Source organism: Streptomyces coelicoflavus (genome assembly GCF_003112555.1).
In the GTDB taxonomy this organism is placed as follows: domain Bacteria; phylum Actinomycetota; class Actinomycetes; order Streptomycetales; family Streptomycetaceae; genus Streptomyces; species Streptomyces coelicoflavus.
Window position 1 is genome coordinate 194,695 of record NZ_BEWB01000013.1, and the last position, 23,286, is coordinate 217,980.

Consider the following 23,286-nt stretch of genomic DNA (forward strand, 5'->3'; position numbering starts at 1 on the left):
CCCGCCGCCCCTTCCCGTTCCCGTCCCTGGGGGCTGCGCCCCCAGACCCCGCCTTTCGGCCTGAACGGCCTCGTCCTCAAACGCCGGACGGGCTAGGGAATCACGGCACGACCACGATCTTGCGGCCCACGCCCGCCGCGAACTGCTCCAGGGCCTGCGGGTAGCGGTCCAGTTCGATGCGGTCGCTGATGAAGACGTCCGGGTCCAGGACGCCGTTCGCGAACAGCTCCGCCGCGCGCTCGTAGCTGTGCAGGACCGCCATCGAGCCGGTGATGGTGATCTCCTGGTTGTAGATGCGGTACGGGTCGATCTGGACGCGCGTCGCGTAGTCGGCGACGCCGAACTGGAGGAACGTGCCGGCCTTGGCGACCCGGTCCAGGCCGTCCTGGATCGCCGCCGCGTTGCCGGTGGCATCGATGACCAGGTCCCAGCCCTGGGGGCGGTCCAGCTCGTCCGGGGTCGCGGCCGAGGCCGAGACGCCGAGCCCGCGGGCCGTCTCCAGGCGGGCCGGGTTGAGGTCGACCATGTCGACGCTGGCCGCGCCGGTCCGCTTGGCCAGCTCCAGCATCATCAGGCCCATCGTGCCGGAGCCGTAGATCAGGACGTGGGCGCCGAGGCGGGACTGGAGGACGTCGTAGCCGCGGACGGCGCAGGAGAGCGGCTCGATCAGGGCCGCGTCCTGGGTGCGGACGTGCTCGGGGAGCTTCACGCAGTTCGCGACCGGCGCCACCGCGTACTGGGCCGCGCCGCCCGCCGTCGTCACGCCGATGGCCGCCCAGCGTTCGCAGAGGTTGTTGTGGCCGGTACGGCAGTAGCGGCACTCGTAGCAGTAGAGGGAGGGGTCCACCGCGACCTGGTCGCCGACGGCCACCTCCGTGACCTGGGCGCCGACGCCGACCACGGCGCCCGCGAACTCGTGGCCCGGCACGATCGGGAGCTTGGGCGCGAACTCGCCCTGGAGGATGTGCAGGTCGGTGCCGCACAGGCCGCAGGCGGCGACCTCGACGACGACCTCGCGGGGTCCTGGCGTCGGGTCGGGGACCTCGGTGACGACGGCGCGGCCCACGGACTCGATGACGGCGGCCTTCATTTCACGGCTCCCAACGACAGGCCCTGGACCAGTTTGTCCTGGGCGGCGAACCCCGCGGCGAGCACCGGCAGGGAGATGACGAGCGACGCGGCGCACACCTTGGCCAGGAAGAGGCCCTGGCTGGTGATGAAGCCGGTCAGGAAGACGGGGGCGGTCTCGGCGACCACGCCCGTCAGCACCCGGGCGAAGAGCAGTTCGTTCCAGCTGAAGATGAAGCAGATCAGGGACGTGGCGGCGATGCCCGGGAGGGCGATGGGGGCCACGACCCGGACCAGGATCGTGGGCAGTTTCGCGCCGTCCACCCGGGCCGCCTCGATGATCGCGACCGGGACCTCGGCCAGGAAGGACTGCATCATCCAGACCGCGATCGGCAGGTTCATCGACGTGTAGAGGATGACCAGCAGCCAGATGTTGTCCAGCATGTCGGTGTTCTTGGCGAAGAGGTAGATCGGCAGCAGGCCCGCCACCACCGGCAGCATCTTGGTGGAGAGGAAGAAGAACAGGACGTCCGTCCACTTCTTCACCGGGCGGATGGACAGGGCGTAGGCGGCGGGGAGGGCCAGGACCAGCACGAAGAGGGTCGAGGCGATCGACGCCACCGCCGAGTTGATCAGCGCCGGCCAGGGACTGGCACCGCCGCCCGCGCCGAAGAACTCGCGGTAGCCGTCCAGGGTGAGGGAGGCGGCGAAGGACGGCGGGTTGGTGGCGGCGTCCGCCTCCGAGTGGAAGGAGGTCAGCGCCATCCAGGCGATGGGCAGGAAGAAGACGATGCCCACCAGCCAGGCCACCAGGCCCAGGCCGGCGCCGGCCCTGCGGCGGGCGGGTGCGGGCTTGGCGTCGGTGACGACGGGGCGTACGGCGGTGGCGCTCATGCGCGGCCGACCTCCTCGCGGAACAGGGACGACACCACGCGCAGCGCGAAGGTCGCGATGATGATCGAGCCGATGACGACCAGGACGCCCGCGGCCGAGGCGAGGCCGTTCTCGTGGGCCTGGTAGAAGCTCTGGTAGACGGTGTAGGGCAGGTTGGCGGTGCCCAGGCCGCCGGAGGTGATGGTGAAGACGGCGTCGAAGTTCTGGACGATGTAGATCGAGCCGAGCAGGGCGCCGAGTTCGAGGTAGCGGCGCAGGTGGGGCAGGGTGAGGTGGACGAAGATCTGCCAGTCGCCCGCGCCGTCCACCCGGGCGGCCTCGATCTGCTGCTGGTCCCGGCTCTGCAGTCCGGCCAGCAGGATGAGCATCATGAACGGCGTCCACTGCCACACCAGTGAGGCCTCGACCGCGAGCAGCGGGGTGTTGGAGATCCAGTCCGGCTGCGGTCCGCCGACGTAGTGCAACAGGCCGTTGAGCAGGCCGTACTCGGGGTTGTACAGGACGTGCTTCCAGAGCAGCGCCGCCGCCACCGGGACCACGAGGAACGGGGCGATCAGGAGAGTGCGGACCACGCCGCGGCCCTTGAACTTCCGGTCCAGGAGCAGGGCGAGGGCCAGGCCGAGGACCAGGCTGGCCAGGACGACGGCCACGGTCAGCAGGATCGTCGTCCACACCGACTTGCGCAGGGCGGGGTCGCCGAGGACGTCGCCGTAGTTGGCGAAGCCGGTGAAGCTGCGGGCGTCCGGGTAGAGGGCGTTCCAGTCGAAGAAGGAGATCACCAGGGTTGCCACGAAGGGCAGTTGGGTGACCACGATCATGAAGATCAGGGCGGGGAGGAGGGGGGCCCGGGTGGCCCAGGCGCGCAGCCGGCCGGACGGCGGGCGGACGGTGGGGCGTGTGTGTTCGGGTGCGGCCGAGGGGGCCGTGGTCGTGGCGGTCATCGTCCCTCGTACTCCTCGGAGATCTGCTCGGCGAGCTGCTGGGACTTCTTCAGGGCCTCCTCGACGGACTGGCGTCCGGCGATGGCCGCGCTGATCTCCTGGGAGACCTTGGTGCCGAGGTCGGTGAACTCGGGGATGCCGACGAACTGGATGCCGGGTGCCGGGCGGGGTTGCAGGCCGGGGTCCTTGGGCTTGGCCCCCTCGATGGCCTTCCTGGTCATCTCCTGGAAGGCGGCGGCCTCCTTGACGTAGGCCGGGTTCTCGTACGTCGAGGCGCGCTTGCCGGCCGGGACGTTGGACCAGCCGATCTCGTCGCCGACCAGCTGCTCGTACTCCTTGCTGGACGCCCAGGAGACGAACTTCCAGGCCTTGTCGGCGTTGCGGGACGCCTTCTGGATGCCCCAGGCCCAGGTGTAGAGCCAGCCGGCGGAGTCCGTCTTCTCCACCGGCGCCGGCGCGTAGCCGATCTTTCCCTTGACCGGGGAGTCGGCGGCGTCCAGGGAGCCGGCCGCGGAGGTGGCGTCGTACCACATGGCGACCTTGCCCTGCGTCATGTTGTTCAGGCACTCGGCGAAGCCGGACTGGGCGGCGCCGGACTCGCCGTGCTCGCGGACGAGGTCGACGTAGAACTTGGTGGCCTTCTCCCACTCGGGGGAGTCGAGCCGGGCCTGCCAGTCCTGGTCGAACCAGGTGCCGCCGAAGGTGTTCACGACCGTCGTCAGGGGCGCCATGATCTCGCCCCAGCCGGGCAGTCCGCGCAGGCAGATGCCCTTCATGCCGGGCTCGGCCCCGTCGAGTTTCTCGGCGAAGCCGGCCACCTGGGTCCAGGTGGGATGCTCGGGCATCTTCAGACCCGCCTCGGCGAACAGGTCCTTGCGGTACATCAGGAAGGACGACTCGCCGTAGAAGGGCTGCCCGTAGAGCTTGCCGTCGTCGCCGGTCAGGGACTCGCGCATCGGACCGAGGATGTCCTCCTCGTCGTAGCCCGGATCCTTCGCGACGTAGGTGTTCATCTCGTGCAGCCAGTCGTTGCGGGCGTAGATCGGTATCTCGTAGTTGGAGAGGGTGGCGACGTCGTACTGGCCGGCCTGGTTGGCGAAGTCCTGGCTGATCTTGTCGCGGACGTCGTTCTCCGGCAGGACGGTGAAGTTCACCTTGATGCCGGTGTCCTTCGTGAAGTGGTCCGCGGTGAGCTTCTGCAACTCGACCATCTGCGGGTTGTTCACCATCAGGACGTTGATGGCGTTGCCGCCGGATCCGGCGCCGCCCGCCCCGACCCAGCAGCCGGTGAGCAGCGGGGCGAGCAGCGTCCCTGCGGCGGCCATGGCGAGTGTGACTCGTGGCCTCCGTCGGCTCTGGGTTGGCATGGATCGCTCCTGAACATATGGGGAGGTATGGGGCATGGTTGGGTGTGGAAGTGTCCGACGGGGAGGGGGTGTGGGCGGGGGTGCGGTGCGGGGAGCGGGTGCGACCGGTGGTCAGACGCGGATGACCTGCGGCCCGAGCAGGGAGTAGCGGTGGGCCTCGGCCGTGGGCAGCAGCGTGCTGGTGACGATGGCCTCCAGGGTGCCGACCTCCGCGAACCGGCAGAAGCTCACCGCCCCGAACTTGGTGTGCGCGCCGGCGAACACCGTGCGGCGGGCCGCCCGGACGGCCTGCGCCTTGACCTCGCTGACGGCGGGGTCGGGGGTGGTGAGACCGTGCTCGCGGGAGATGCCGTTGGCGCCGATGTACGCCAGGTCGACGACGAAGCCGGCCAGCATCTTCGTCGTCCAGTGGTCGACGGTGGCCAGGGTGCCCGAGCGGACCCGGCCGCCGAGCAGCAGGACGGAGGTGTCGCCCGCCTCGGCCAGCGCGCCGGCCACCGGCAGGGACGCGGTGACCACGGTCAGCGGCCGGTCGCGGGGCAGGGCCTCGGCGATGAGCTGGGGGGTGAAGCCCTCGTCGATGAAGACCGTCTCCGCGTCGCCGAGCAGTTCCGCGGCGGCGGAGGCGATCCGGCGCTTCTCGGGCACGTGGCTGGTGGCACGGAAGGCGAGCGTGGTCTCGAAGCCGGCGCTCTCCACCGGATAGGCGCCGCCGTGGGTGCGGCGGACCAGGCCGTGGTCCTCCAGGGCGCGCAGGTCCCGTCGTACGGTCTCCTTGGCGACGCCCAGTTCGGCGGCGAGTGCGGTGACGTCGACCGAGCCGGTGGCGCGGGCGACCCGCACGATCTCGTGCCGGCGTTCTTCCGTCGTCCTTGTCCCCGTGCTCATGCGGAACACCTGCCTCACCGCCTCGTCGCCGTGTGGTTGCCCGTTTCGGGCCCGCGTGGCCCTTGGGGAGAGTTCTACAGGCGTCCTGCGGCACTGACCAGGCCTGTTGCGGATCCGATACTGCCCGGTTGTGCCCGTTTGCGGCGCCGGGTGCCCGTCGCGGACCTGGGGCGCAGTGCTAAGCGGGGTGAGAACGGGCGGTCCGGATGCCCGCATGCCGAAGCGGACGGGCCCGTTCGGTGCCCGTCCGCCTCTTCGGGGGGTGGTGTGAGGTCTACTTCCGGTCAGTACGGCCAGATCGGGGGGTCGGTCACGAAGGGGCCGCCGAGGCACGCGTGCGCCGGGTTGCCGGGGTCGAGTTCTCCCTGCTCGGCGACGAGCTTCTCGGCGTACGGCTCGGAGTCGTCCTGCGGCTCGTAACCGAGCGCCCGCGCGGAGGTGAGGTCCCACCACAGGCGGGTGTTGGCGGAGGAGCCGTGGACGACGGTGTGCCCGACGTTCTCGGCGGTGAGGGCCGCGTGGAAGAGGCGGGCGCCGTCCGCGGGGCTCATCCACACCGACAGCATGCGCACGCTGGTCGGCTCCGGGAAGCAGGAGCCGATGCGGACGGAGACGGTCTCGATGCCGTGCTTGTCCCAGTAGAGCTGGGCCAGGTCCTCGCCGAAGCACTTGGACAGGCCGTAGAAGGTGTCCGGGCGGCGCGGCGTGTCGATCGGGATGAGGGGGTCGTCGCCCCGCGGGCGCGGCGTGTAGCCGACGGCGTGGTTGGAGGAGGCGAAGACGATGCGGCCGACGCCCTCCTCGCGGGCGGCCTCGTACAGGTTGTACGTGCCCTCGATGTTCGCCGCGAGGATCTTCTCGAAGGAGGCTTCCAGGGAGATGCCCGCGAGGTGGATGATCGCGTCGACGCCCCGGACCGCCTCGCGCAGGGCGTCGCGGTCGGCGAGGTCGGCGACGACCGCGTCCGGCTCGCCCTCGACCGGGCGCAGGTCGAGCAGGCGCAGCGCGTAGCCGTGGTCGGGGAGCAGTGCCCGCATCAGGGTGCCGAGGCCGCCGGCGGCGCCGGTGAGCAGGACGGTGCGGGGAGCGGGCATCCTCGGGACTCCTAGGTCTCCTGAAGCGGCGGCAGTCGTACGAATGCGTGCCTCGTGTTCATATGCGTGGACACGCTAAGGAGTGGACGGTCACCAGTCAAGGGGGCCCTGCTTGACGGTGCCCACAGGTCGGCTTAGCGTGGTCGCGTTCAGAAATGTAGACGTAGGTCATGAATATGATGACGATGACGCCCGTGAATCGACCCTGCACATGGAATGGGGAGCTCCCGTGACCTCAGCCCCTCTCGCCGCCCGGCTCACCGCGCCCAGCGGGCCGCTGTTCTTCCCCGTCACGGCGTACGGACCCGACGGCGGACTCGACCTCGACGTCTACCGCACGCATGTGCGCCGCGGGATCGAGGCCGGCGCCGCCGCCGTGTTCGCCTGCTGCGGCACCGGCGAGTTCCACGCCCTGACGCCCGAGGAGTTCGCCGCCTGCGTCCGCGCGGCCGTCGAGGAGAGCGCCGGCCGGGTGCCCGTGCTGGCGGGCGCGGGCTACGGCACCGCCCTCGCCGTGCGTTACGCCCGCCTCGCCGAGGAGGCCGGGGCCGACGGACTGCTCGCCATGCCGCCCTACCTGGTGCACGCCGGGCAGGAGGGACTGGTGCGGCACTACCGGGAGGTGGCCGCCGCGACCCCGCTGCCCGTGATCGTCTACCAGCGCGACAACGCCGTGTTCACCCCGTCGAGCGTCGTGGATCTCGCCCGCACGGAAGGCATCGTCGGCCTCAAGGACGGGCTCGGCGACCTCGACCTGATGCAGCGGATCGTCAGCGCGGTGCGCACGGAGCTGCCCGGCGAGGAGTTCCTGTACTTCAACGGCCTCCCGACCGCCGAACAGACCCAGCTCGCCTACCGCGCCCTCGGCGTGCCCCTCTACTCCTCCGCCGTGTTCTGCTTCGCCCCCGAGATCGCCCTCGCCTTCCACCGGGCGCTGCGCGAGGGCGACGACACCACCGTGCACCGCCTGCTGGACGGCTTCTACCGGCCGTTCGTCGAACTGCGCGCCCAGGGAAGCGGATACGCCGTCGCCCTGGTCAAGGCGGGCGTACGGCTGGGCGGCCTGGACGTGGGGGAGGTGCGGACGCCGTTGCGGGAGCCGGCCGAGGACCACGTGAAGCAGCTCGCGCGGATCGTCGAGCGGGGCCGGGCGCTGCTCGAGGAAGGGGCCGGCCGGTGAAGACGTCGGCGTTCGTCTACCCCTGGGACGTCAACGGCGACCCGCAAGCCCCGGCGCGCATCGCGGACCTCGGCGTGGCCCAGGTGACCCTCGCCGCCGCCTACCACTCCACCCGCGCCCTCACCCCCCGCCACCCGCGCCACCGCGTCGTCACCGCCGAGCACGCCGCCGTCCTCTACCCGCCGGACGCCGCCCGCTGGCAGGGCCGCACCCTCCGCCCGTACGCGTCCGGCGCCTGGGCACCCGGCGACGCCTACGGCGAGGCCGCCGCCGCCCTCGCCGACGCGGGCCTCGACGTCCACACCTGGGTCGTCCTCGCCCACAACTCCCGCCTCGGCGCGGAGCACCCCGACACCTCCGTCGTCAACGCCTACGGCGACCGCTACCCCTGGGCCCCCTGCATCGCGCAGCCCGCCACCCGCGCCTACCTCACCGACCTGGCCGCCGAGGCGGCGGTACGGCCCGGAGCGCGCGGCACGGAACTGGAGTCCCTCGGCTGGTACGGCCTCGCCCACCTGCACGCCCACGACAAGACCGGCGGGGTGGGGCTCGGGGACGCCGGGCAGTACCTGATGTCGCTGTGCTTCTGCCCCGACTGCCGGGCGGGATACGGCACGCGGGGGCTCGACGCCGACGAACTCGCCACCACCGTACGCACCGCCCTCGACCCGGTGTGGCGGGGCGCGGCGCCCTCGGACGGGGGCTGGGCGGGCGTCGAGAAACTCCTCGGCGAGGCGAAGGCGAACGCCACGCGCGCGTGGCGGGACGACCGGGCCCGCACCCTCCAGGAGGCGGCGGTCTCGGCGGTCCGCGCCGCCGCACCCGACGGCTTCCAGGTCCTGCTGCACGCCGACCCGGTCTCCCACCACTGCGGTGCCAACGCCGGCGTCGACCCCGCGCACATCCTGGCCGTCGCGGACGGCGTGGTCGTCCCCTGCACGGGCGGCCCGGCCCTGCTGACACCGTTCGCCGAACAGGCCGCCGACGGGGCCGTCCTCGCCGCCAACCTCACGGTGGTCTCGGGCATGGGCGGCAGCCCCGGCACCCTGGCGGCCGACGCGGCCCGCGCGCGGGAGCTGGGGGCGACGGAACTGCGGCTGTATCACGCGGGGCTGGCTTCGGACGGGGATCTGGAGGGGGTGCGGGCGGGGCTCGGGGCGGGGTGAGGGCGGGCAGCCCGGGTGCGCGGGGCGCCGGACGGGCGGCCGTCGTCCGGCCCTCGGGAGCCGATCTGCTCGGCGACGCGCCGCCGGTAGTTCGGGCACTCGGTGATGTCCTCGTGCTCGCAGTGCAGGCCGCCCTCGATGAGCTCCAGCGAGGCTCGGGCCGCGGCGATTCTCCGTCGGAGCTCCTCGGCCTCGGCCCGCAGGATCTCCTGCCGGGCGGCGCGGTCGACGGAGGCGGACAGGTTCCTGATGGCGCCCAGTCCGAGGCCGGCCTCCTTCAGTACGAGGATCGTCGCCACGCGGGTGAGGTCGCCCGCACCGTAGCGGCGGCGCCCGCCCGCGTCCCGTGCGGGGTGCAGCAGGCCCATCGACTCCCAGTGCCGCAGGACGTGCGTGGCCAGACCGAACCGTGCCGCGAGGGCGCCGATGCCCATGGCGCTCGCACCGCTGTCTCCGCTTGACTTCATGCTGACATTAAGTCGGAGCCTGGCGCCCATGGCCAAGAACCGGGAAGCGGTGGAAGAACGCCGCGAAACCAACGCACTGCTGTCCGTCCTCGACGCCGCGGACCGGATGCCGGGCGCCACCCGGCTGCGTGCCCGCTCCTACGAACTGCTGTCCCCGGTCCCGGGCTCGACCGTCGTGGACGTCGGCTGCGGTGCCGGACGCGCCGTCGCCGAGCTGGCCGGCCGCGGCGTTCACGCGGTGGGCGTGGACCCCGACCCGTGGATGCTGGGCGCGGCCCGGGAACGGTGGCCGGCGGCCGAGTTCCGGGAGGCGGGGGCGGAGGACCTGCCGTTCGCCGACGGAAGCGTGCGCGGCTACCGTGCCGACAAGGTCTTCCACGTGCTGCGGGAGCCGGGCCGAGCGGTGGTGGAAGCGCGGCGAATTCTCTGCCCGGGCGGCAGGATCGTCCTGGTCGGGCAGGACTGGGACGCGCTCATGATCGACTCGGACGACGCGGCGCTCACCCGCACCCTCGTGCACGCCCGCGCCGACCTCCTGGAATCGCCCCGAGCCGGCCGCCAGTACCGCAACCTGCTCCTGGACGGCGGCTTCAACGACGTCACGGTCGAGGTGCACACCAGCGTGTTCACCGACCCCAGGATGCTGTCCCTGCTCACCAGGCTCGCCGAGCCCGCCTGCACGAGCGGCGCCGTCGGCCGTGACCGGGCCGACGAGTGGCTCGCCGAGCAGCGCCGACGCGCCCAGGCCGGCCGCCTCCTCATCGCCGTCCCGTTCTTCGTCGCCGCCGCCACCGCCTAGAGGTGCTGTGCCGGGAGGTTGATGTGCCGCGTACTCGACGAGTCCGCCGTGCCCCCGGCGTTCACCGGCGGGCCGGTCTGCCGGCCGGTGTCAGTGTCAGTGCCGTCACCAGCAGCACCGCGCCCACCGCCGGCAGCAGGAGCCGCAGCTCGGTCAGTTCCACCAGGGCCGCCCCCGCGGCCAGGCCGAGGACGTTCGGGGCGAAGACCAGGGAGTTGGCCGTCGCCGAGACCCGGCCCAGCAGGGGGCCCGGCGTCTCGTGCTGGACGGCGGTCAGGGCGGCGATCAGCACCGTGGGCAGGCCCACGCCGACCGCCGCGCTCGAGGCCAGGGTCACCGCGTCGGACGGGACCGCCCGCACCGCCACCGCCACCGCGAACAGGGCGATCCCGGCCGCCCCGAACCGCCGTGCGCCCAGGCGGCGCAGGGCGGGGCCGGACAGGATCCCGACCGCCACCGAACCGGCGCCCTGGACGGCGTACAGCACACCGGCGTAGGCGGGGGAGCGGCCCAGGGCGTCGACGACGGCGTACAGGGTGGCGCCGCCGACGCCCGCGCACAGCATCGTCACCCCGCCCGCGAGGACCAGCGGGCGCAGCCCCGGGTGCCGCCACAGGTACCGGGCGCCCTCGGCCGTCTGCCGCCGCCAGTTCAGCGTGGGGCGCTCCGGTGGCGCGTCCCGCACCCGCAGGGCCGCGTACAGTCCCGTGGCCAGCACGAACGTCAGCGCGTCCAGTGCCGCCACGCCCGGGCCGCCGTACGCCGCGTAGAGTCCCGCACCGGCGAGGGGCGCGACCAGCTTCATGCCCTCGTTGGCGGTCATGCGCAGCCCGTTGAAGTCGCCGAGCAGGCCGGGATCGACGGCGGCGGCCACGAGGGCCGACTCGGCCGCGTCCTGGACGACACCCGCCACGCCGTACAGGAACAGCACCGCGAACAGCAGCCACAGGGTGCCCGGCGAGTCGACCGCGAAGAGGGTGAGCAGGAGGCCGGCCGGCAGCAGGTTCGCGGCGATCAGCAGCGGCTTGCGGCGGACCCGGTCGGCGATCGTGCCGAGCGCGGGTCCGGCCAGGGTCGGCGTCCAGAGCGCGAGCAGGCACAGGGCCGCCAGACCGTCCGAGCCGGTGAGGTCCTTCACCCACACGCCCGCCGCCAGGCCGAGCGCCGAGCTGCCGAAACCGGACACCACCACCCCGGCGAGATACAGACCGGCGTTGCGGTCGCGCAGCACGCGGGTCAGCGGCCAAGGGCTCCGCCGCGGCTCGGCCGGGTCCGTCGTTCTTGTCGTCATGCCTGGTCATCGTGGGGCTAAGGCGCGACGGCCGGCATCGGGCAGGTGCCCTAGGACGCGAGCTTGGAGGCCGATGAGTTTCGCGGTCGTGATGGGTCTACCCACCGACAGAGCGAGCGCACGTTCCCGGGAGACACGGATGACACACGAGACCACCACCGCCACCCTCGACCTCGGGCCGCAGGCCCGGATCCTCGCCCGCCTCGCCGACGGCGTGCGCGACGACCGGCTCGCGGACCCGACTCCCTGCCCCGACCTCGCGGTGCGCAACCTGCTCGGGCACCTGACCGGCCTCGCCGTCGCCTTCCGCGACGCCGCGCGCAAGGACCTGGGACCCACCACGGACACCAGCCCCGAGGCGTCCGTGCCGGACATCGGGCCCGGCTGGCGCGAGGAGCTTGCGAAGGTCCTCGCCGAACTCGCCGACGCGTGGCGCGAGCCCGGCGCCTGGACCGGCATGACCCGGGCCGGCGGCATCGACCTGCCCGGCGAGGTCGCGGGCGCCGTCGTCGCCGACGAGCTGGTGATCCACGGCTGGGACCTGGCCCGCGCGACCGGCCAGGAGTACGCCCCCGACGCGGCCGCGCTGCGGGCGGCGTACGGGCTGCTCGCCGGCGCCGCGGAGGAGTCCGACCGGGACCAGGGCATGTTCGGGCCCGTCGTCGCCGTGCCCGCCGACGCGCCGCTGCTGGAGCGCGCGGTGGGGCTGAGCGGGCGGGACCCGGGCTGGAGCCGCACCGCCCAGTAGACGTCGGCGGTGCTCCGACTTCCTTTGTCAGAACCATTGACGCCGTCGCGCGCCCCTCTTACCTTCAACGCGTCGTACTCCGTACGTCATATATGAGACGCGATACGCGAGATCTGATGTCCGAGCTCCGTTCCGGCACCGGTTCGGAGAGCGGACGTCCGAGGTCCGCGGATCCGACGCGAGATTCCGAGAGGCGCGCATGACCTCTGTGCCCACGCCGATCCCCTCCCGCACGCAGTACGTGCTCGAGGAGATCAAACGCCGCATCCTCACCGGCCGGCTGACGCCCGGCCAGGCCCTGGTCGAGACCGACCTCGCCGCACAGTTCGGGGTGTCCAAGACACCGGTGCGCGAGGCGCTCAAGACCCTGGCCGGCACCGGACTGGTCGTGATGAGCCAGTACAAGGGCGTCACCGTGCGCATGGTGGACGCGGACATGGCGCGCGAGGTCTACGACGTCCGACTGCTCCTCGAGCCCGAGGCACTCAAGCGCGCCGTGCGCCGCGGTGCCTCCCTGGACGCCGCCCGGGACGCGCTGACCCGTGCCGACCGGGCCACGGACACCGCCGAACGGTCGCTGGCCAACCGCGAGTTCCACCGCGCCCTATACGTGCCGTGCGGCAACCCGCTGCTCGGCCGGATGCTCGACGAGGTCCGCGATCAGGCGGCCCTCGTCTCCGCGGTCGCCTGGGCCGCCGACCCCTCCTGGGAACGGGAGGCCGGCGAGCACCAGGAGATCCTGCGCCTCGCCCTCGCCGGTGACGCGGACGGCGCCGCCCGCGCCCTCCACGCGCACATCGCGTCGTTCGTCGAGCGGGCCTTCCCCGAAGCGGGGACTACGGCCCAGGAAGAGGACGGTCAGGCATGACAGCGACGTTCGAGACCCAGCGGGCGGCCCTGGCCGACGTGGTGGCGATCCCGGTGACCCCGTTCGCCGAGGACGGCACCGTCGACCCCGCCACCTACCGGGCCCTGCTGCGTCGTCTCCTCGACGGTGGCATCACGACCCTCACCCCCAACGGCAACACCGGCGAGTTCTACGCCCTGGACCCGGCCGAGCGCCGCCTCGTCACCGAGCTGACCTTCGAGGAGGCCGGCGAGCGCGCCGCGATCCTCGTCGGCGTCGGCCACGACGTGCCCACCGCCGTCGCCTCCGCCCGGCACGCCCGCGACTTGGGCGCCTCCATGGTGATGGTCCACCAGCCCGTCCACCCCTACGTCTCCCAGGGCGGCTGGGTCGACTACCACCGCGCCATCGCCGAGGCCGTGCCGGAGCTGGGCGTGGTGCCCTACATCCGCAACCCCCAGCTCACCGGCGCCCGCCTCGCCGACCTCGCCGACGCCTGCCCCAACGTCGTCGGCGTGAAGTACGCCGTGCCGGACGCCTCGAAGTTCGCCGCGTTCGCCCGCGACGCCGGCCTCGACCGCTTCGTCTGGGTCGCGGGGCTCGCCGAGCCGTACGCCCCCTCGTACTTCAGCGCGGGAGCCACCGGCTTCACCTCGGGGCTGGTGAACGTCGCCCCGGCCGTCTCGCTGAACATGATCGAAGCGCTTCGGTCCGGCGACTACCCGGCCGCCATGAAGGTCTGGGAGCAGATCCGCCGCTTCGAGGAACTGCGCGCCGCCAACGGCTCCGCCAACAACGTCACCGTGGTCAAGGAGGCCCTCGCCTCGCTGGGTCTGTGCCGCCGGGAGGTCCGCCCGCCGAGCAAGCCGCTGCCCGAGAGCGAGCGCGCCGAGGTCGCCGCCATCGTCGCGGGGTGGTCCATATGACCCCCAGGAAGTCCCCGGAGGAGCTCCGCAGCCACCAGTGGTACGGCACGGACGGTCTGCGCTCCTTCAGCCACCGCGCCCGTACCCGCCAGCTCGGCTACCTGCCCGAGGAGCACCTCGGCAAGCCCGTCATCGCCATCCTCAACACCTGGTCCGACATCAACCCCTGCCACGTCCACCTGCGCGACCGCGCCCAGGCGGTCAAGCGGGGCGTGTGGCAGGCGGGCGGGTTCCCGCTGGAGTTCCCGGTCTCCACGCTCAGCGAGACCTTCCAGAAGCCGACCCCGATGCTCTACCGCAACCTCCTCGCCATGGAGACCGAGGAGCTGCTGCGCTCCTACCCGGTCGACGGCGCCGTGCTGATGGGCGGCTGCGACAAGTCCACGCCCGCCCTGCTCATGGGCGCCGCCAGCGTGGACCTCCCGGCGGTGTTCGTGCCCGCGGGGCCCATGCTCCCCGGGCACTGGCGGGGCGAGACCCTCGGCTCCGGCACCGACATGTGGAAGTACTGGGACGACAAGAGGGCCGGTCTCATCGGCGACTGCGAGATGCAGGAGCTGGAGAGCGGCCTGGCCCGCTCGCCCGGCCACTGCATGACGATGGGCACCGCCTCCACGCTGACCGCAGCCGCCGAGGCCCTCGGCGTCACCGTCCCCGGCGCCTCCAGCATCCCGGCCGTCGACTCCGGGCACGACCGGATGGCCGCCGCCGCCGGACTGCGCATCGTCGAACTGGTCCACCGGGACCGGAAGCTGAGCGACATCCTCACCGCCGACGCCTTCGAGGACGCCGTCACCACCGTCCTCGGCCTCGGCGGCTCCACCAACGCCGTGATCCACCTGATCGCCATGGCGGGCCGGGCCGGAGTCACCCTCACCCTGGACGACTTCGACCGGATCGCCCGCACCGTCCCGGTGCTCGCCAACGTCCGCCCCGGCGGACAGACCTACCTGATGGAGGACTTCCACTTCGCCGGCGGCCTGCCCGGCTTCCTCTCCCGCATCACCGACCTGCTCCACCTCGACCGGCCCACCGTCTCCCACGACACCCTGCGCGAGCAGCTCGACGGCGCCCTCGTCCACCACGACGACGTCATCAGGACCCGCGACAACCCGGTCGCGGGCGAGGGCGGGGTCGCCGTACTGCGCGGCAACCTCTGTCCGGACGGCGCGGTCATCAAGCACATCGCCGCCGAGCCGCACCTGCTCAAGCACACCGGTCCCGCCGTCGTCTTCGACGACTACAAGACCATGCAGCGCACCATCAACGACCCGGAGCTCGGCATCACCGCCGACAGCGTGCTGGTGCTCCGCAACGCCGGTCCCAAGGGCGGTCCGGGCATGCCCGAGTACGGCATGCTGCCCATCCCCGACCACCTGCTCAAGCAGGGCGTGCGGGACATGGTCCGGATCTCCGACGCCAGGATGAGCGGCACCAGTTACGGCGCGTGCGTGCTGCACGTGGCCCCCGAGTCGTACGTCGGCGGACCGCTCGCCCTCGTCCGGACCGGCGACCCGATCACCCTCGACGTCGAGGCCCGCACCCTGCACCTGGGCGTGGACGACGAGGAACTGGAGCGCCGCAGGGCCGCCTGGACCCCGCCGCCCGCCCGCTACGAGCGCGGCTACGGCGCGCTCTACAACGAACAGATCACCCAGGCCGACACCGGCTGCGACTTCGAGTTCCTGGCCCGCCCGGGCAAGGTACGGGACCCCTACGCGGGCTGAGCCCGCCGCACGGCGGGACCCCGCACACCCCTACCCGTCGAGAAAGCGCTTCCCATCAGCTCCGCCAAGCCCCGCACGACGTACCAGAGATGACGTACCAGAACGGAGAACTGTCATGGCCCAAGCCGCAGCCGTGGCGAAACCGCCCGCGCCGCCCCGGCGGCGCCGTGCCTCGGCCACGCCGCGCAGGCTCCCCTACCTGCTGATCGGACCGGCCGCCCTGCTGATGCTGGGCTTCATCGCCTACCCGGTCATCAGCGTCTTCTACTACAGCCTCCAGGAGTACAACCCCACCAAGCCGTGGCGGAACGGCTTCGCGGGCTTCGACAACTTCGTCAAGATCTTCACCGACGACCCGGTGTTCTGGGACACCCTCGTCTTCAGCGCCAAGTGGGTCTTCGTCGAGGTCGGACTGCAACTGCTCTTCGGCCTGGCGCTGGCGCTCATCGTCAACCAGACCTTCGTGGGCCGGGGCATCGGACGGGCGCTGGTCTTCTCGCCGTGGGCCGTCTCCGGCGTACTGACCTCCGCGATCTGGGTGTTGCTCTACAACTCCCAGACCGGCGTGACCCGTTACCTCGCCGACATGGGCATCGGCTCGTACGGCACCAGCTGGCTCTCCGACACCTCGACCGTGTTCTCCGCGGCGGTGGTCGCCGACCTCTGGCGCGGCGTGCCCTTCTTCGCGATCCTTATCCTCGCCGACCTCCAGTCCGTCTCGAAGGACCTGTACGAGGCCGCCGAGGTCGACGGGGCCAGCCGGATCAAGCAGTTCTGGCACATCACGCTGCCCCACCTGAAGGACGCCATCATCCTGTCCACGCTGCTGCGCGCGGTGTGGGAGTTCAACAACGTCGACCTGCTCTACACCCTGACCGGCGGCGGACCCGCGGGCGAGACCACGACGCTGCCCCTGTACATCGCCAACACCAGCGTCGACGCCCACGACTTCGGCTACGCGTCGGCCCTCACCACGGTCGCGTTCGTGATCCTGCTCTTCTGCTCGATCGTCTACCTGCGGCTGAGCAAGTTCGGAGGCGAGAACAAGTGATCACCAAAGAGGCCCCCGCGGCAGCACCCGCCCCCACGCCGGCCGTCCCCGAAGTGCCGCGGCCCGGCAGGAAGCGCCCGGCCTGGGACGAGGTGCCCCGCTGGCAGATCTACCTGCCGCTCGGGATCTACCTGGTCTTCACCCTGATCCCGTTCTACTGGATCCTGCTCTTCGCGCTGCGCCCGGCCGGCTCGACCTCGCTCGTGCCCTGGCCGATGACCACCGAGCACTTCGAGAAGGTGTGGACCGACCGCGGCTTCGGCACCTACTTCGAGAACAGCGTGTACGTCGGCCTCGCGACCCTGGTGATGACCACCCTCGTCGCCCTGGCCGGCGGCTACGCCCTCGCCCGGTTCGACTTCAGGATCAAGCGGGGCTTCATGCTCGCCCTGCTCTGCTCCCAGTTCGTGCCGGGCGCACTGCTCCTGGTGCCGCTGTTCGAGATCTTCGCCGAACTCCAGATGATCAACTCGCTGGGCAGCGTCATCATCGCCGAGACGGTCTTCCAGCTGCCCCTGTCGATCATCCTGATCAGCAACTTCATCAAGAACGTGCCGTACTCCCTGGAGGAGGCCGCCTGGGTCGACGGCTGCGGCCGCTTCCGGGCCTTCCGGATCGTCGTCCTGCCCCTGCTGCGGCCGGGCCTGATCGCGGTGGGCTCCTTCGCCTTCGTGCACTCCTGGAACCACTTCCTGTTCGCCCTGATGTTCCTCAACAACCAGAGCAAGCAGACCATCCCGGTCGGCCTGAACTCCCTGATGAGCGCGGACAGCGTCGACCTCGGCGCGCTCGCCGCCGGCGGCATCGTCGCCGCCGTCCCCGTCGTGATCGTCTTCGCCTTCATCCAGAAGTGGCTGATCACCGGCTTCAGCGCGGGGGCGGTGAAGGGATGACCCCGGTTCCCGTTGTCCTCGCCGGCGCCCGCGGCCACGGCCGCTGGCACGTCGCCAACATCCGCCGCCTGGAGCGGGCGGGACTGGTCCGGCTGGCCGGCATCTGCGAGCTGACCCCGCTGACCGAGGAGGAGGCCCAGGGAGAACTCCCCGAGCAGTCCGCCGACTTCGGGGCCCTGCTCGACTCCACCGGCGCCCGGATCGCCGTGATCTGCACGCCGATCCCCACGCACACCGACCTCGCGCTGACCGCCGCCCGGCGGGGTGTGCACCTGCTGCTCGAGAAGCCCCCGGCACCGTCGTACGCCGAGTTCCGGCGGATGGCCGACGGGGTCGCGGAGGCCGGGGTCGCCTGCCAGATCGGGTTCCAGTCGCTGGGCTCGCACGCGGTGCCCGCCATCCGGGAGCTGGTCGCCCGGGGAGCCATCGGCGAGGTCGTGGGCATCGGCGCGGCCGGCGCCTGGGTGCGCGACGAGGCCTACTTCCGCCGGGCACCCTGGTCGGGCAAGCGGCGGCTGAACGGGGCCGACGTGATCGACGGCGCGCTGACCAACCCGCTGGCGCACGCCGTCGCCACCGCCCTCGCGCTCGGCGGCACCGCCCGCGCCGAGGACGTCACCGGCATCGAGACCGAGCTGAGCCACGCCAACGACATCGAGGCCGACGACACCTCCTGCGTACGGATCGGCACCGCGCGCGGGCACCGCGTCACCGTCGCCGCCACCCTGTGCGCCGAGCGGGCCGACGAACCGTACGTCCTGGTGCACGGCTCGAGCGGCCGCGTCACCTTCTGGTACAAGCAGGACCGCGTCCTGCTCCAGCGCGGCGGCCACGGCCCCGAGGAGTTCCACCACGACCGCACCGACCTGCTGGAGAACCTGGTCGACCACCTCGCCACAGGGGCCCCGCTGCTGGTCCCGCCGGACGGGACGGGCGCCTTCATGCGGGTCGTCGAGGCGATCCGCCGGGCACCCGACCCGGAGCCGCTGCCCGAGGCCGCCTGGCGCCGCGTCCCCGGCGAGGAGCGCCGCGTGGTCCCCGGCGTGGACGCCCTTGTGGTCGCCGCCGCCGAGACCCTCTCCCTCTACTCCGAACTGGGCGCGCCCTGGGCGCCGCGCACCGAGCACCCGCGCTACGAGGTGAGCACCCGATGACCGGCAACGACTCCCCGGTGCTGCGTGTGGCGGGCCGCCCCGTCGCCCGCTACGTCACCCGGCCCGAACTGCCCCACCGGCTCTCCCCACGCCCCTACCTGCACCCCGTCACCACCCTGGCCGGCACGGCCGTGACCGAGTTCAGCCCTGCCGACCACCTCCATCACCTCGGCGTCGGTGTCGCCGTTCCCGACGTCGAGGGGCACAACTTCTGGGGCGGGCGCACCTTCGTCCGGGGCCGGGGGCCGACCGAGCTGGACAACCACGGCACCCAGCGGCACACCGCCTTCCAGCTCCGCGACCCCGACGGCTTCGTCGAGGAACTGCGCTGGATCGCCGCCGGCGCCGAACTGCTGCGCGAGCGCCGCACGGTCGCGGCCACCGAACTCACGGGCACCGCCTGGGCGCTGGACTTCACCTTCTCCCTCACCAACACCACCCCGGACCCGCTCGGCGTCGGCAGCCCCGCCACCAACGGACGCCCCGGCGCGGCCTACGGCGGCTTCTTCTGGCGCGCCCGCAAGGAGAGCGCCGCGCCCAGGGTGTTCACCGCCGACCGGGAGGGCGAGCGGGAGGTGCACGGCCGCGGCGCCGACTGGCTCGCCCTGACCGGGGAGACCTGGTCGCTGGTGTTCGCCGGCGCCACCGCACGCACCAGGCGCGACCCGTGGTTCGTGCGTACGGAGGAGTACCCAGGCGTCGGGTCCTCGCTGGCCCACGACGACCGGGTGACCGTCGCCCCGGGCGACACCCTGGTCCGCCGGATCGTCACCGTCGTCGCCGACGGCCCCCTCGACGCCGACGGCGCCGCCGCCCTCGTGCGCAAGGCGGTGAGCACGTGAGCGCCGCCGAGACCGCCCCCGGGACCCCGGGGACCTACACCAACCCCGTCCTGAACGCCGACTGGTCCGACCCGGACGTCGTCCGCGTCGGCGACGACTTCTACCTGACCGCCTCCAGCTTCGGCCGCGTCCCCGGACTGCCGCTCCTGCACTCCCGGAACCTGGTCGACTGGACCCTGGTCGGGCACGCCCTGGACCGCCTGGAGCCCGAGCGGGAGTTCGCGCGGCCCCGGCACGACTGCGGCGTCTGGGCACCGTCCCTGCGCCACCACGCGGGCCGCTTCTGGATCTTCTGGGGCGACCCGGATCAGGGCGTCTTCCAGGTCAACGCCCCCGGCATCCGGGGCCCGTGGACCGCGCCCCACCTGGTCAAGGCCGGCAAGGGCCTGATCGACCCCTGCCCCCTGTGGGACGAGGAGAGCGGCGAGGCGTACCTCGTGCACGCCTGGGCCCGTTCCCGCTCCGGGATCAAGAACCGCCTCACCGGCCACCGCATGCGCCCCGACGGCACCGGCCTGCTCGACGAAGGCACGGTGATCGTCGACGGCGACCGGCTCCCCGGCTGGTTCACCCTGGAGGGTCCCAAGCTCTACCGGCACGACGGCTGGTACTGGATCCTCGCCCCCGCCGGATCGGTGGAGACCGGCTGGCAGGGCGCCTTCCGCTCCCGCGACTTCTTCGGGCCCTACGAGGAGAGGGTCGTCCTGGAGCAGAAGGACACCGACGTCAACGGCCCCCACCAGGGCGGCTGGGTGCGCACGGAGTCCGGCGAGGACTGGTTCCTGCACTTCCAGCAGCGCGGCGCGTACGGGAGGGTGGTCCACCTCCAGCCGATGCGGTGGGGGACAGACGGCTGGCCGGTCCTGGGCGACGACGGCGCCCCGGTCGCCGAGCACCCGCGCCCAGCCCTGCCCCCGCAGCCGCCCGCCGCGCCCGCCACCGACGACGACTTCCCCGGCGGGCGGTTCGGCCGCCAGTGGTCGTGGACGGCCAACCCCCGGGCCGGCTGGGCCACCCAGCACGCCGGGGACGGGCTGCGCCTCGCCTGCGTCCGCTCGGCCGACGCGCACGACCTGCGCCTGCTGCCGAGCGTCCTGACCCAGCGCTTCCCCGGCGAGCCCTCGGTGATCGAGGTCGAGCTGCGCCTGGACAGCGAGGAACCGGGGGCGCGGGCCGGGCTCGCGGTCCTCGGCGACGCCTACCGCTGGATCGGGCTCCAGCGGGACACCGACGGGACCGTGCACCTGGTGCACCGGTTCGCCGAGTCGGTGGCCGAGGCCGAGCGGGACGCCGACCGGCCCCGCCCCGCACCCGGGGGACGGGCCCGGCTGCGGATCGAGACGGTGCCGGGGGCGCGCTGCCGCTTCTCGTACGACCTCGGCGACGGCGACCCGGGCGACGGGCCGTACCCCGTCCCCGTCGGCCGGGAGTTTGCCGCCACCCCCTGGCGCTGGGTCGGCGCACTGCTCGGCCTGTTCGCCCTCGCGCCCGCCGGCCAGGGACCCGCCGGCACCGCCACCTTCACGCGGTTCCGCGTCGGGCCCCACTGAACCCCCACGTTGTCGTTCCACCGCTTCGTTCCATCCAGACGACCCGGAAGAAGAGAGCCGACCAATGAGGATCAGCATGCTCAGCAGCAGAGACCGAGGCACAGTCGGGCGCCGGACGTCCGCCGCCGTCGCCCTGGGGGCCGTACTCGCGCTGACCGCCACCGCCTGCGGTGACGACGGCAGCGGGGCGGGCGGCGACAAGGGCGCCGAGGGCAGCGGCAAGGGGAAGATCACCTTCTGGGACAACAACGGCGGTATCCGTACGGCCGTCTGGAAGACGATCATCGCCGACTTCGAGAAGGCGAACCCGGACATCGACGTGGAGTACGTCGGGATCGCCGCCACCGAGTACCAGTCCAAGGTCGACACCGCCATCCAGGGCGGCGGCCTGCCCGACGTCGGCGGTGTGACGGCGTCCATGCTCGCGGGGTTCTCCGCCCAGGGCGCCCTGGAACCGCTGGACGACCGGCTCGCCAAGTCCTCCCTGAGCGCCAAGCTCAACAAGGACATGGTCGAGTCCCTGAAGGCCGCCGGCGGCGGCGACGGCACCCTGTACTCGATGCCGACCTCCGCCAACAACGGCGTCCTCTACTACCGCACCGACCTGTTCGAGAAGGCCGGTCTCGACGCGCCGACGACGTGGGACAAGTTCTACGCCGCGGCCGAGAAGCTGACCGACGTGGGCAAGAACGAGTTCGGCTACACCATCCGCGGCGGCTCCGGTTCCATCGCCCAGGCGCTCGACGCGATGTACGGGCAGTCCGGCATCACCTCGTTCTGGGACGCCGGCAAGAAGAAGACCACCGTCAACGACCCGAAGAACGTCGAGGCGCTGGAGAAGTACGCGGCCCTCTACAAGAAGGTCACGCCGGCCGCCGACGTCAACAACGACTTCGCCAAGATGGTCGCCCAGTGGGACACCGGCACCATCGGCATGCTCAACCACAACCTGGGTTCCTACCAGGACCACGTGAAGGCGCTCGGCGTCGACAAGTTCCGCGGCGTTCCGCAGCCGGTCGGCGCCTCCGGCAAGCGGGTCCAGGTGTCCAACCCGGTCGACGGGCTCGGCATCTTCAAGAGCTCGAAGAACAAGGAGGCCGCCTGGAAGTTCATCGAGTTCGCCACGTCGAAGGAGCAGAACTCGAAGTTCAACGAGTCGGCCGGGCAGGTGCCGTCCAACACCGAGGCCGCGAACGACGCGTGGATCCAGAAGGCCGAGCCGACGAAGCTGGCGGCGCAGGCGCTGAACGACGGGTCCACGACCATTGTTCAGCTGCCGTACTACCTGCCGGACTGGAACACGCTGTCCAAGTCGGAGAGTGAGCCGGGGTTCCAGAAGGTGCTGCTGGGCGACATGAGCGCCAAGGACTTTCTGGACGGGCTGGCCGAGAAGCTGAATGAGGCGCAGGCCGAGTGGGTCGAGCAGATGGGTTAGCCGGTCGGTTTCGGTTTCAGTTTCGCCGTGGGGGTCCGTGGTTCGTCGCGGGCTGCGGGCCGTCCGTGGTTGATCGCGCAGTTCCCCGCGCCCCTGGGCGGACTGCCCCACCTCCTATTGAAAGGCAGACCGGCGTGTCACTCAGCCGAAGACAGGTCACTGCAGCTGCCGTCTCCTCCATTCCCCTGGCGTTCGCCGCCGCTCAAACCGCCCAGGCCGGCGGACGTCACCACCCCCGCACCCTCTACATCGCCGGGGACTCCACCGCTGCGCAGAAGTACGCCGACGCCGCGCCCGAGACCGGGTGGGGCATGGCCCTGCCCTTCTTTCTCCGCAACGGCCTTCGCGTCGCCAATCACGCCGTGAACGGGCGGAGTTCCAAGAGCTTCGTCGACGAGGGGCGGCTCGACGCCGTCCTGGGCGCGATCCGGCCCGGTGACTTCCTGCTGATCCAGTTCGCGCACAACGACGAGAAGGACGAGGATCCGGCCCGCTACACCGAGCCCTGGACGACGTACCAGGAGTACCTGCGGAGGTACGTCGACGGGGCGCGGGCCCGTGGGGCGCGGCCGGTGCTGGCCACGCCCGTGGAGCGGCGGCGGTTCGACGCGGCGGGGAACGCCGTGCCGAGTCACGGCGAGTACCCGGCGGCGATGCGGGCGCTCGCACGGCGGGAGGGCGTGGCGCTGCTCGACGTACAGGCGCTGTCGCTCGCGCTGTGGCAGCGGCTCGGTGCCGAGGGGACCAAGGCGTACTTCAACTGGACCGCCACCGAGCAGGACAACACCCACTTCAACCCGCCGGGCGCGATCGCGGTCGCCCGGCTCGTCGCCCGGGAGCTGCTGCGCGGGCGGGTGCTGGCGCACCGGGACGTGCGCCGGCTGGACGAGGAGATCCCCGAGTCCTGGATCAGCTGGCCGGAACCGGCCACCGCGTAACACCGCCGACCGACCCCGAG

At 72.1% G+C, this 23,286-nt stretch carries 22 protein-coding genes; 14 read left to right on the top strand and 8 right to left on the bottom strand.

Annotation, left to right across the window (positions count from 1 at the left end; translation table 11 throughout):
• Positions 1-100 precede the first annotated feature (100 nt).
• The 6 genes from Sco07f_RS30025 to Sco07f_RS30050 all read right to left on the bottom strand — a co-directional run bounded on the left by Sco07f_RS30025 (position 101) and on the right by Sco07f_RS30050 (position 6,252).
• Entirely contained in the window at positions 101-1,090 is a 990-nt protein-coding gene (locus Sco07f_RS30025) for a zinc-dependent alcohol dehydrogenase family protein (RefSeq protein WP_007448217.1), read from the bottom strand.
• Positions 1,087-1,962, bottom strand: a complete 876-nt coding sequence (locus Sco07f_RS30030) for a carbohydrate ABC transporter permease (RefSeq protein WP_042825919.1) — start codon at positions 1,960-1,962, stop codon at positions 1,087-1,089. The genes Sco07f_RS30025 and Sco07f_RS30030 overlap by 4 nt, the downstream gene beginning before the upstream one ends.
• On the bottom strand, positions 1,959-2,903 hold the full coding sequence (locus tag Sco07f_RS30035) for a carbohydrate ABC transporter permease (RefSeq protein ID WP_042825917.1): 945 nt from the start codon (positions 2,901-2,903) through the stop codon (positions 1,959-1,961). The genes Sco07f_RS30030 and Sco07f_RS30035 overlap by 4 nt, the downstream gene beginning before the upstream one ends.
• Positions 2,900-4,270 carry an ABC transporter substrate-binding protein gene (locus Sco07f_RS30040; RefSeq protein WP_007448215.1) on the bottom strand — a complete coding sequence of 457 codons (1,371 nt, stop codon included), beginning with the start codon at positions 4,268-4,270 and terminating at the stop codon, positions 2,900-2,902. The genes Sco07f_RS30035 and Sco07f_RS30040 overlap by 4 nt, the downstream gene beginning before the upstream one ends.
• 111 nt (positions 4,271-4,381) lie before the next feature.
• A complete protein-coding gene (locus Sco07f_RS30045; RefSeq protein ID WP_054101615.1) occupies positions 4,382-5,158 on the bottom strand; it encodes a DeoR/GlpR family DNA-binding transcription regulator in 777 nt (258 codons plus the stop codon).
• A 284-nt stretch (positions 5,159-5,442) separates the two neighbouring features.
• Positions 5,443-6,252: an NAD-dependent epimerase/dehydratase family protein gene (locus tag Sco07f_RS30050; RefSeq protein WP_007448205.1), complete on the bottom strand. Its 810-nt coding sequence runs from the start codon at positions 6,250-6,252 to the stop codon at positions 5,443-5,445.
• Between the two features lie 229 nt (positions 6,253-6,481).
• Here Sco07f_RS30050 and Sco07f_RS30055 point away from each other — a divergent pair, with 229 nt between their 5' ends.
• Together Sco07f_RS30055 and Sco07f_RS30060 are read left to right on the top strand one after the other, a co-directional pair.
• Positions 6,482-7,432: a 5-dehydro-4-deoxyglucarate dehydratase gene (locus Sco07f_RS30055; RefSeq protein WP_108989674.1), complete on the top strand. Its 951-nt coding sequence runs from the start codon at positions 6,482-6,484 to the stop codon at positions 7,430-7,432.
• A complete protein-coding gene (locus Sco07f_RS30060) occupies positions 7,429-8,598 on the top strand; it encodes a hypothetical protein (protein ID WP_108989675.1) in 1,170 nt (389 codons plus the stop codon). The genes Sco07f_RS30055 and Sco07f_RS30060 overlap by 4 nt, the downstream gene beginning before the upstream one ends.
• On the opposite strand, the gene Sco07f_RS30065 is transcribed toward Sco07f_RS30060, so the two are convergent.
• Entirely contained in the window at positions 8,535-9,065 is a 531-nt protein-coding gene (locus Sco07f_RS30065; protein WP_244942167.1) for a MerR family transcriptional regulator, read from the bottom strand. The two genes, Sco07f_RS30060 and Sco07f_RS30065, sit on opposite strands and share 64 nt — an antisense overlap.
• Positions 9,066-9,093: 28 nt before the next feature.
• On the opposite strand from Sco07f_RS30065, the gene Sco07f_RS30070 reads away from it, so the two are divergent.
• The gene (locus tag Sco07f_RS30070) at positions 9,094-9,864 is read left to right on the top strand and encodes a methyltransferase domain-containing protein (RefSeq protein WP_108989677.1); all 771 of its coding nucleotides are present in this window, start codon (positions 9,094-9,096) and stop codon (positions 9,862-9,864) included.
• A 61-nt stretch (positions 9,865-9,925) separates the two neighbouring features.
• Here the strand turns inward: Sco07f_RS30070 and Sco07f_RS30075 are convergent, their stop codons facing one another.
• A complete protein-coding gene (locus tag Sco07f_RS30075) occupies positions 9,926-11,155 on the bottom strand; it encodes an MFS transporter (RefSeq protein WP_108989678.1) in 1,230 nt (409 codons plus the stop codon).
• Positions 11,156-11,294: 139 nt separating this feature from the next.
• Here Sco07f_RS30075 and Sco07f_RS30080 point away from each other — a divergent pair, with 139 nt between their 5' ends.
• The 11 genes from Sco07f_RS30080 (at position 11,295) to Sco07f_RS30130 (ending at position 23,266) form a co-directional block, all read left to right on the top strand.
• Positions 11,295-11,903 (top strand): TIGR03086 family metal-binding protein, encoded by a 609-nt coding sequence (locus Sco07f_RS30080; protein ID WP_087791579.1) that lies wholly within the window; start codon positions 11,295-11,297, stop codon positions 11,901-11,903.
• A 199-nt stretch (positions 11,904-12,102) separates the two neighbouring features.
• Positions 12,103-12,771, top strand: a complete 669-nt coding sequence (locus Sco07f_RS30085) for a GntR family transcriptional regulator (RefSeq protein ID WP_108989679.1) — start codon at positions 12,103-12,105, stop codon at positions 12,769-12,771.
• The gene (locus Sco07f_RS30090; RefSeq protein ID WP_007448190.1) at positions 12,768-13,676 is read left to right on the top strand and encodes a dihydrodipicolinate synthase family protein; all 909 of its coding nucleotides are present in this window, start codon (positions 12,768-12,770) and stop codon (positions 13,674-13,676) included. Before Sco07f_RS30085 ends, Sco07f_RS30090 begins: the two co-directional genes overlap by 4 nt.
• Positions 13,673-15,403 (top strand): L-arabinonate dehydratase, encoded by a 1,731-nt coding sequence (gene araD / locus Sco07f_RS30095; protein ID WP_087791581.1) that lies wholly within the window; start codon positions 13,673-13,675, stop codon positions 15,401-15,403. Before Sco07f_RS30090 ends, araD begins: the two co-directional genes overlap by 4 nt.
• Positions 15,404-15,518: 115 nt before the next feature.
• Complete coding sequence (locus Sco07f_RS30100; RefSeq protein ID WP_042825915.1) at positions 15,519-16,454, top strand: carbohydrate ABC transporter permease; 936 nt, start codon at positions 15,519-15,521, stop codon at positions 16,452-16,454.
• Positions 16,451-17,347, top strand: a complete 897-nt coding sequence (locus tag Sco07f_RS30105; RefSeq protein ID WP_087791583.1) for a carbohydrate ABC transporter permease — start codon at positions 16,451-16,453, stop codon at positions 17,345-17,347. The genes Sco07f_RS30100 and Sco07f_RS30105 overlap by 4 nt, the downstream gene beginning before the upstream one ends.
• Complete coding sequence (locus Sco07f_RS30110; RefSeq protein ID WP_054101603.1) at positions 17,344-18,501, top strand: Gfo/Idh/MocA family protein; 1,158 nt, start codon at positions 17,344-17,346, stop codon at positions 18,499-18,501. Before Sco07f_RS30105 ends, Sco07f_RS30110 begins: the two co-directional genes overlap by 4 nt.
• Complete coding sequence (locus tag Sco07f_RS30115; RefSeq protein WP_108989680.1) at positions 18,498-19,343, top strand: DUF6807 domain-containing protein; 846 nt, start codon at positions 18,498-18,500, stop codon at positions 19,341-19,343. Before Sco07f_RS30110 ends, Sco07f_RS30115 begins: the two co-directional genes overlap by 4 nt.
• A complete protein-coding gene (locus Sco07f_RS30120; RefSeq protein ID WP_108989681.1) occupies positions 19,340-20,893 on the top strand; it encodes a glycoside hydrolase family 43 protein in 1,554 nt (517 codons plus the stop codon). Before Sco07f_RS30115 ends, Sco07f_RS30120 begins: the two co-directional genes overlap by 4 nt.
• A gap of 64 nt (positions 20,894-20,957) precedes the next feature.
• Positions 20,958-22,328 (top strand): ABC transporter substrate-binding protein, encoded by a 1,371-nt coding sequence (locus tag Sco07f_RS30125; RefSeq protein ID WP_174855434.1) that lies wholly within the window; start codon positions 20,958-20,960, stop codon positions 22,326-22,328.
• Between the two features lie 134 nt (positions 22,329-22,462).
• Complete coding sequence (locus Sco07f_RS30130; RefSeq protein WP_108989682.1) at positions 22,463-23,266, top strand: rhamnogalacturonan acetylesterase; 804 nt, start codon at positions 22,463-22,465, stop codon at positions 23,264-23,266.
• Positions 23,267-23,286: the final 20 nt, after the last annotated feature.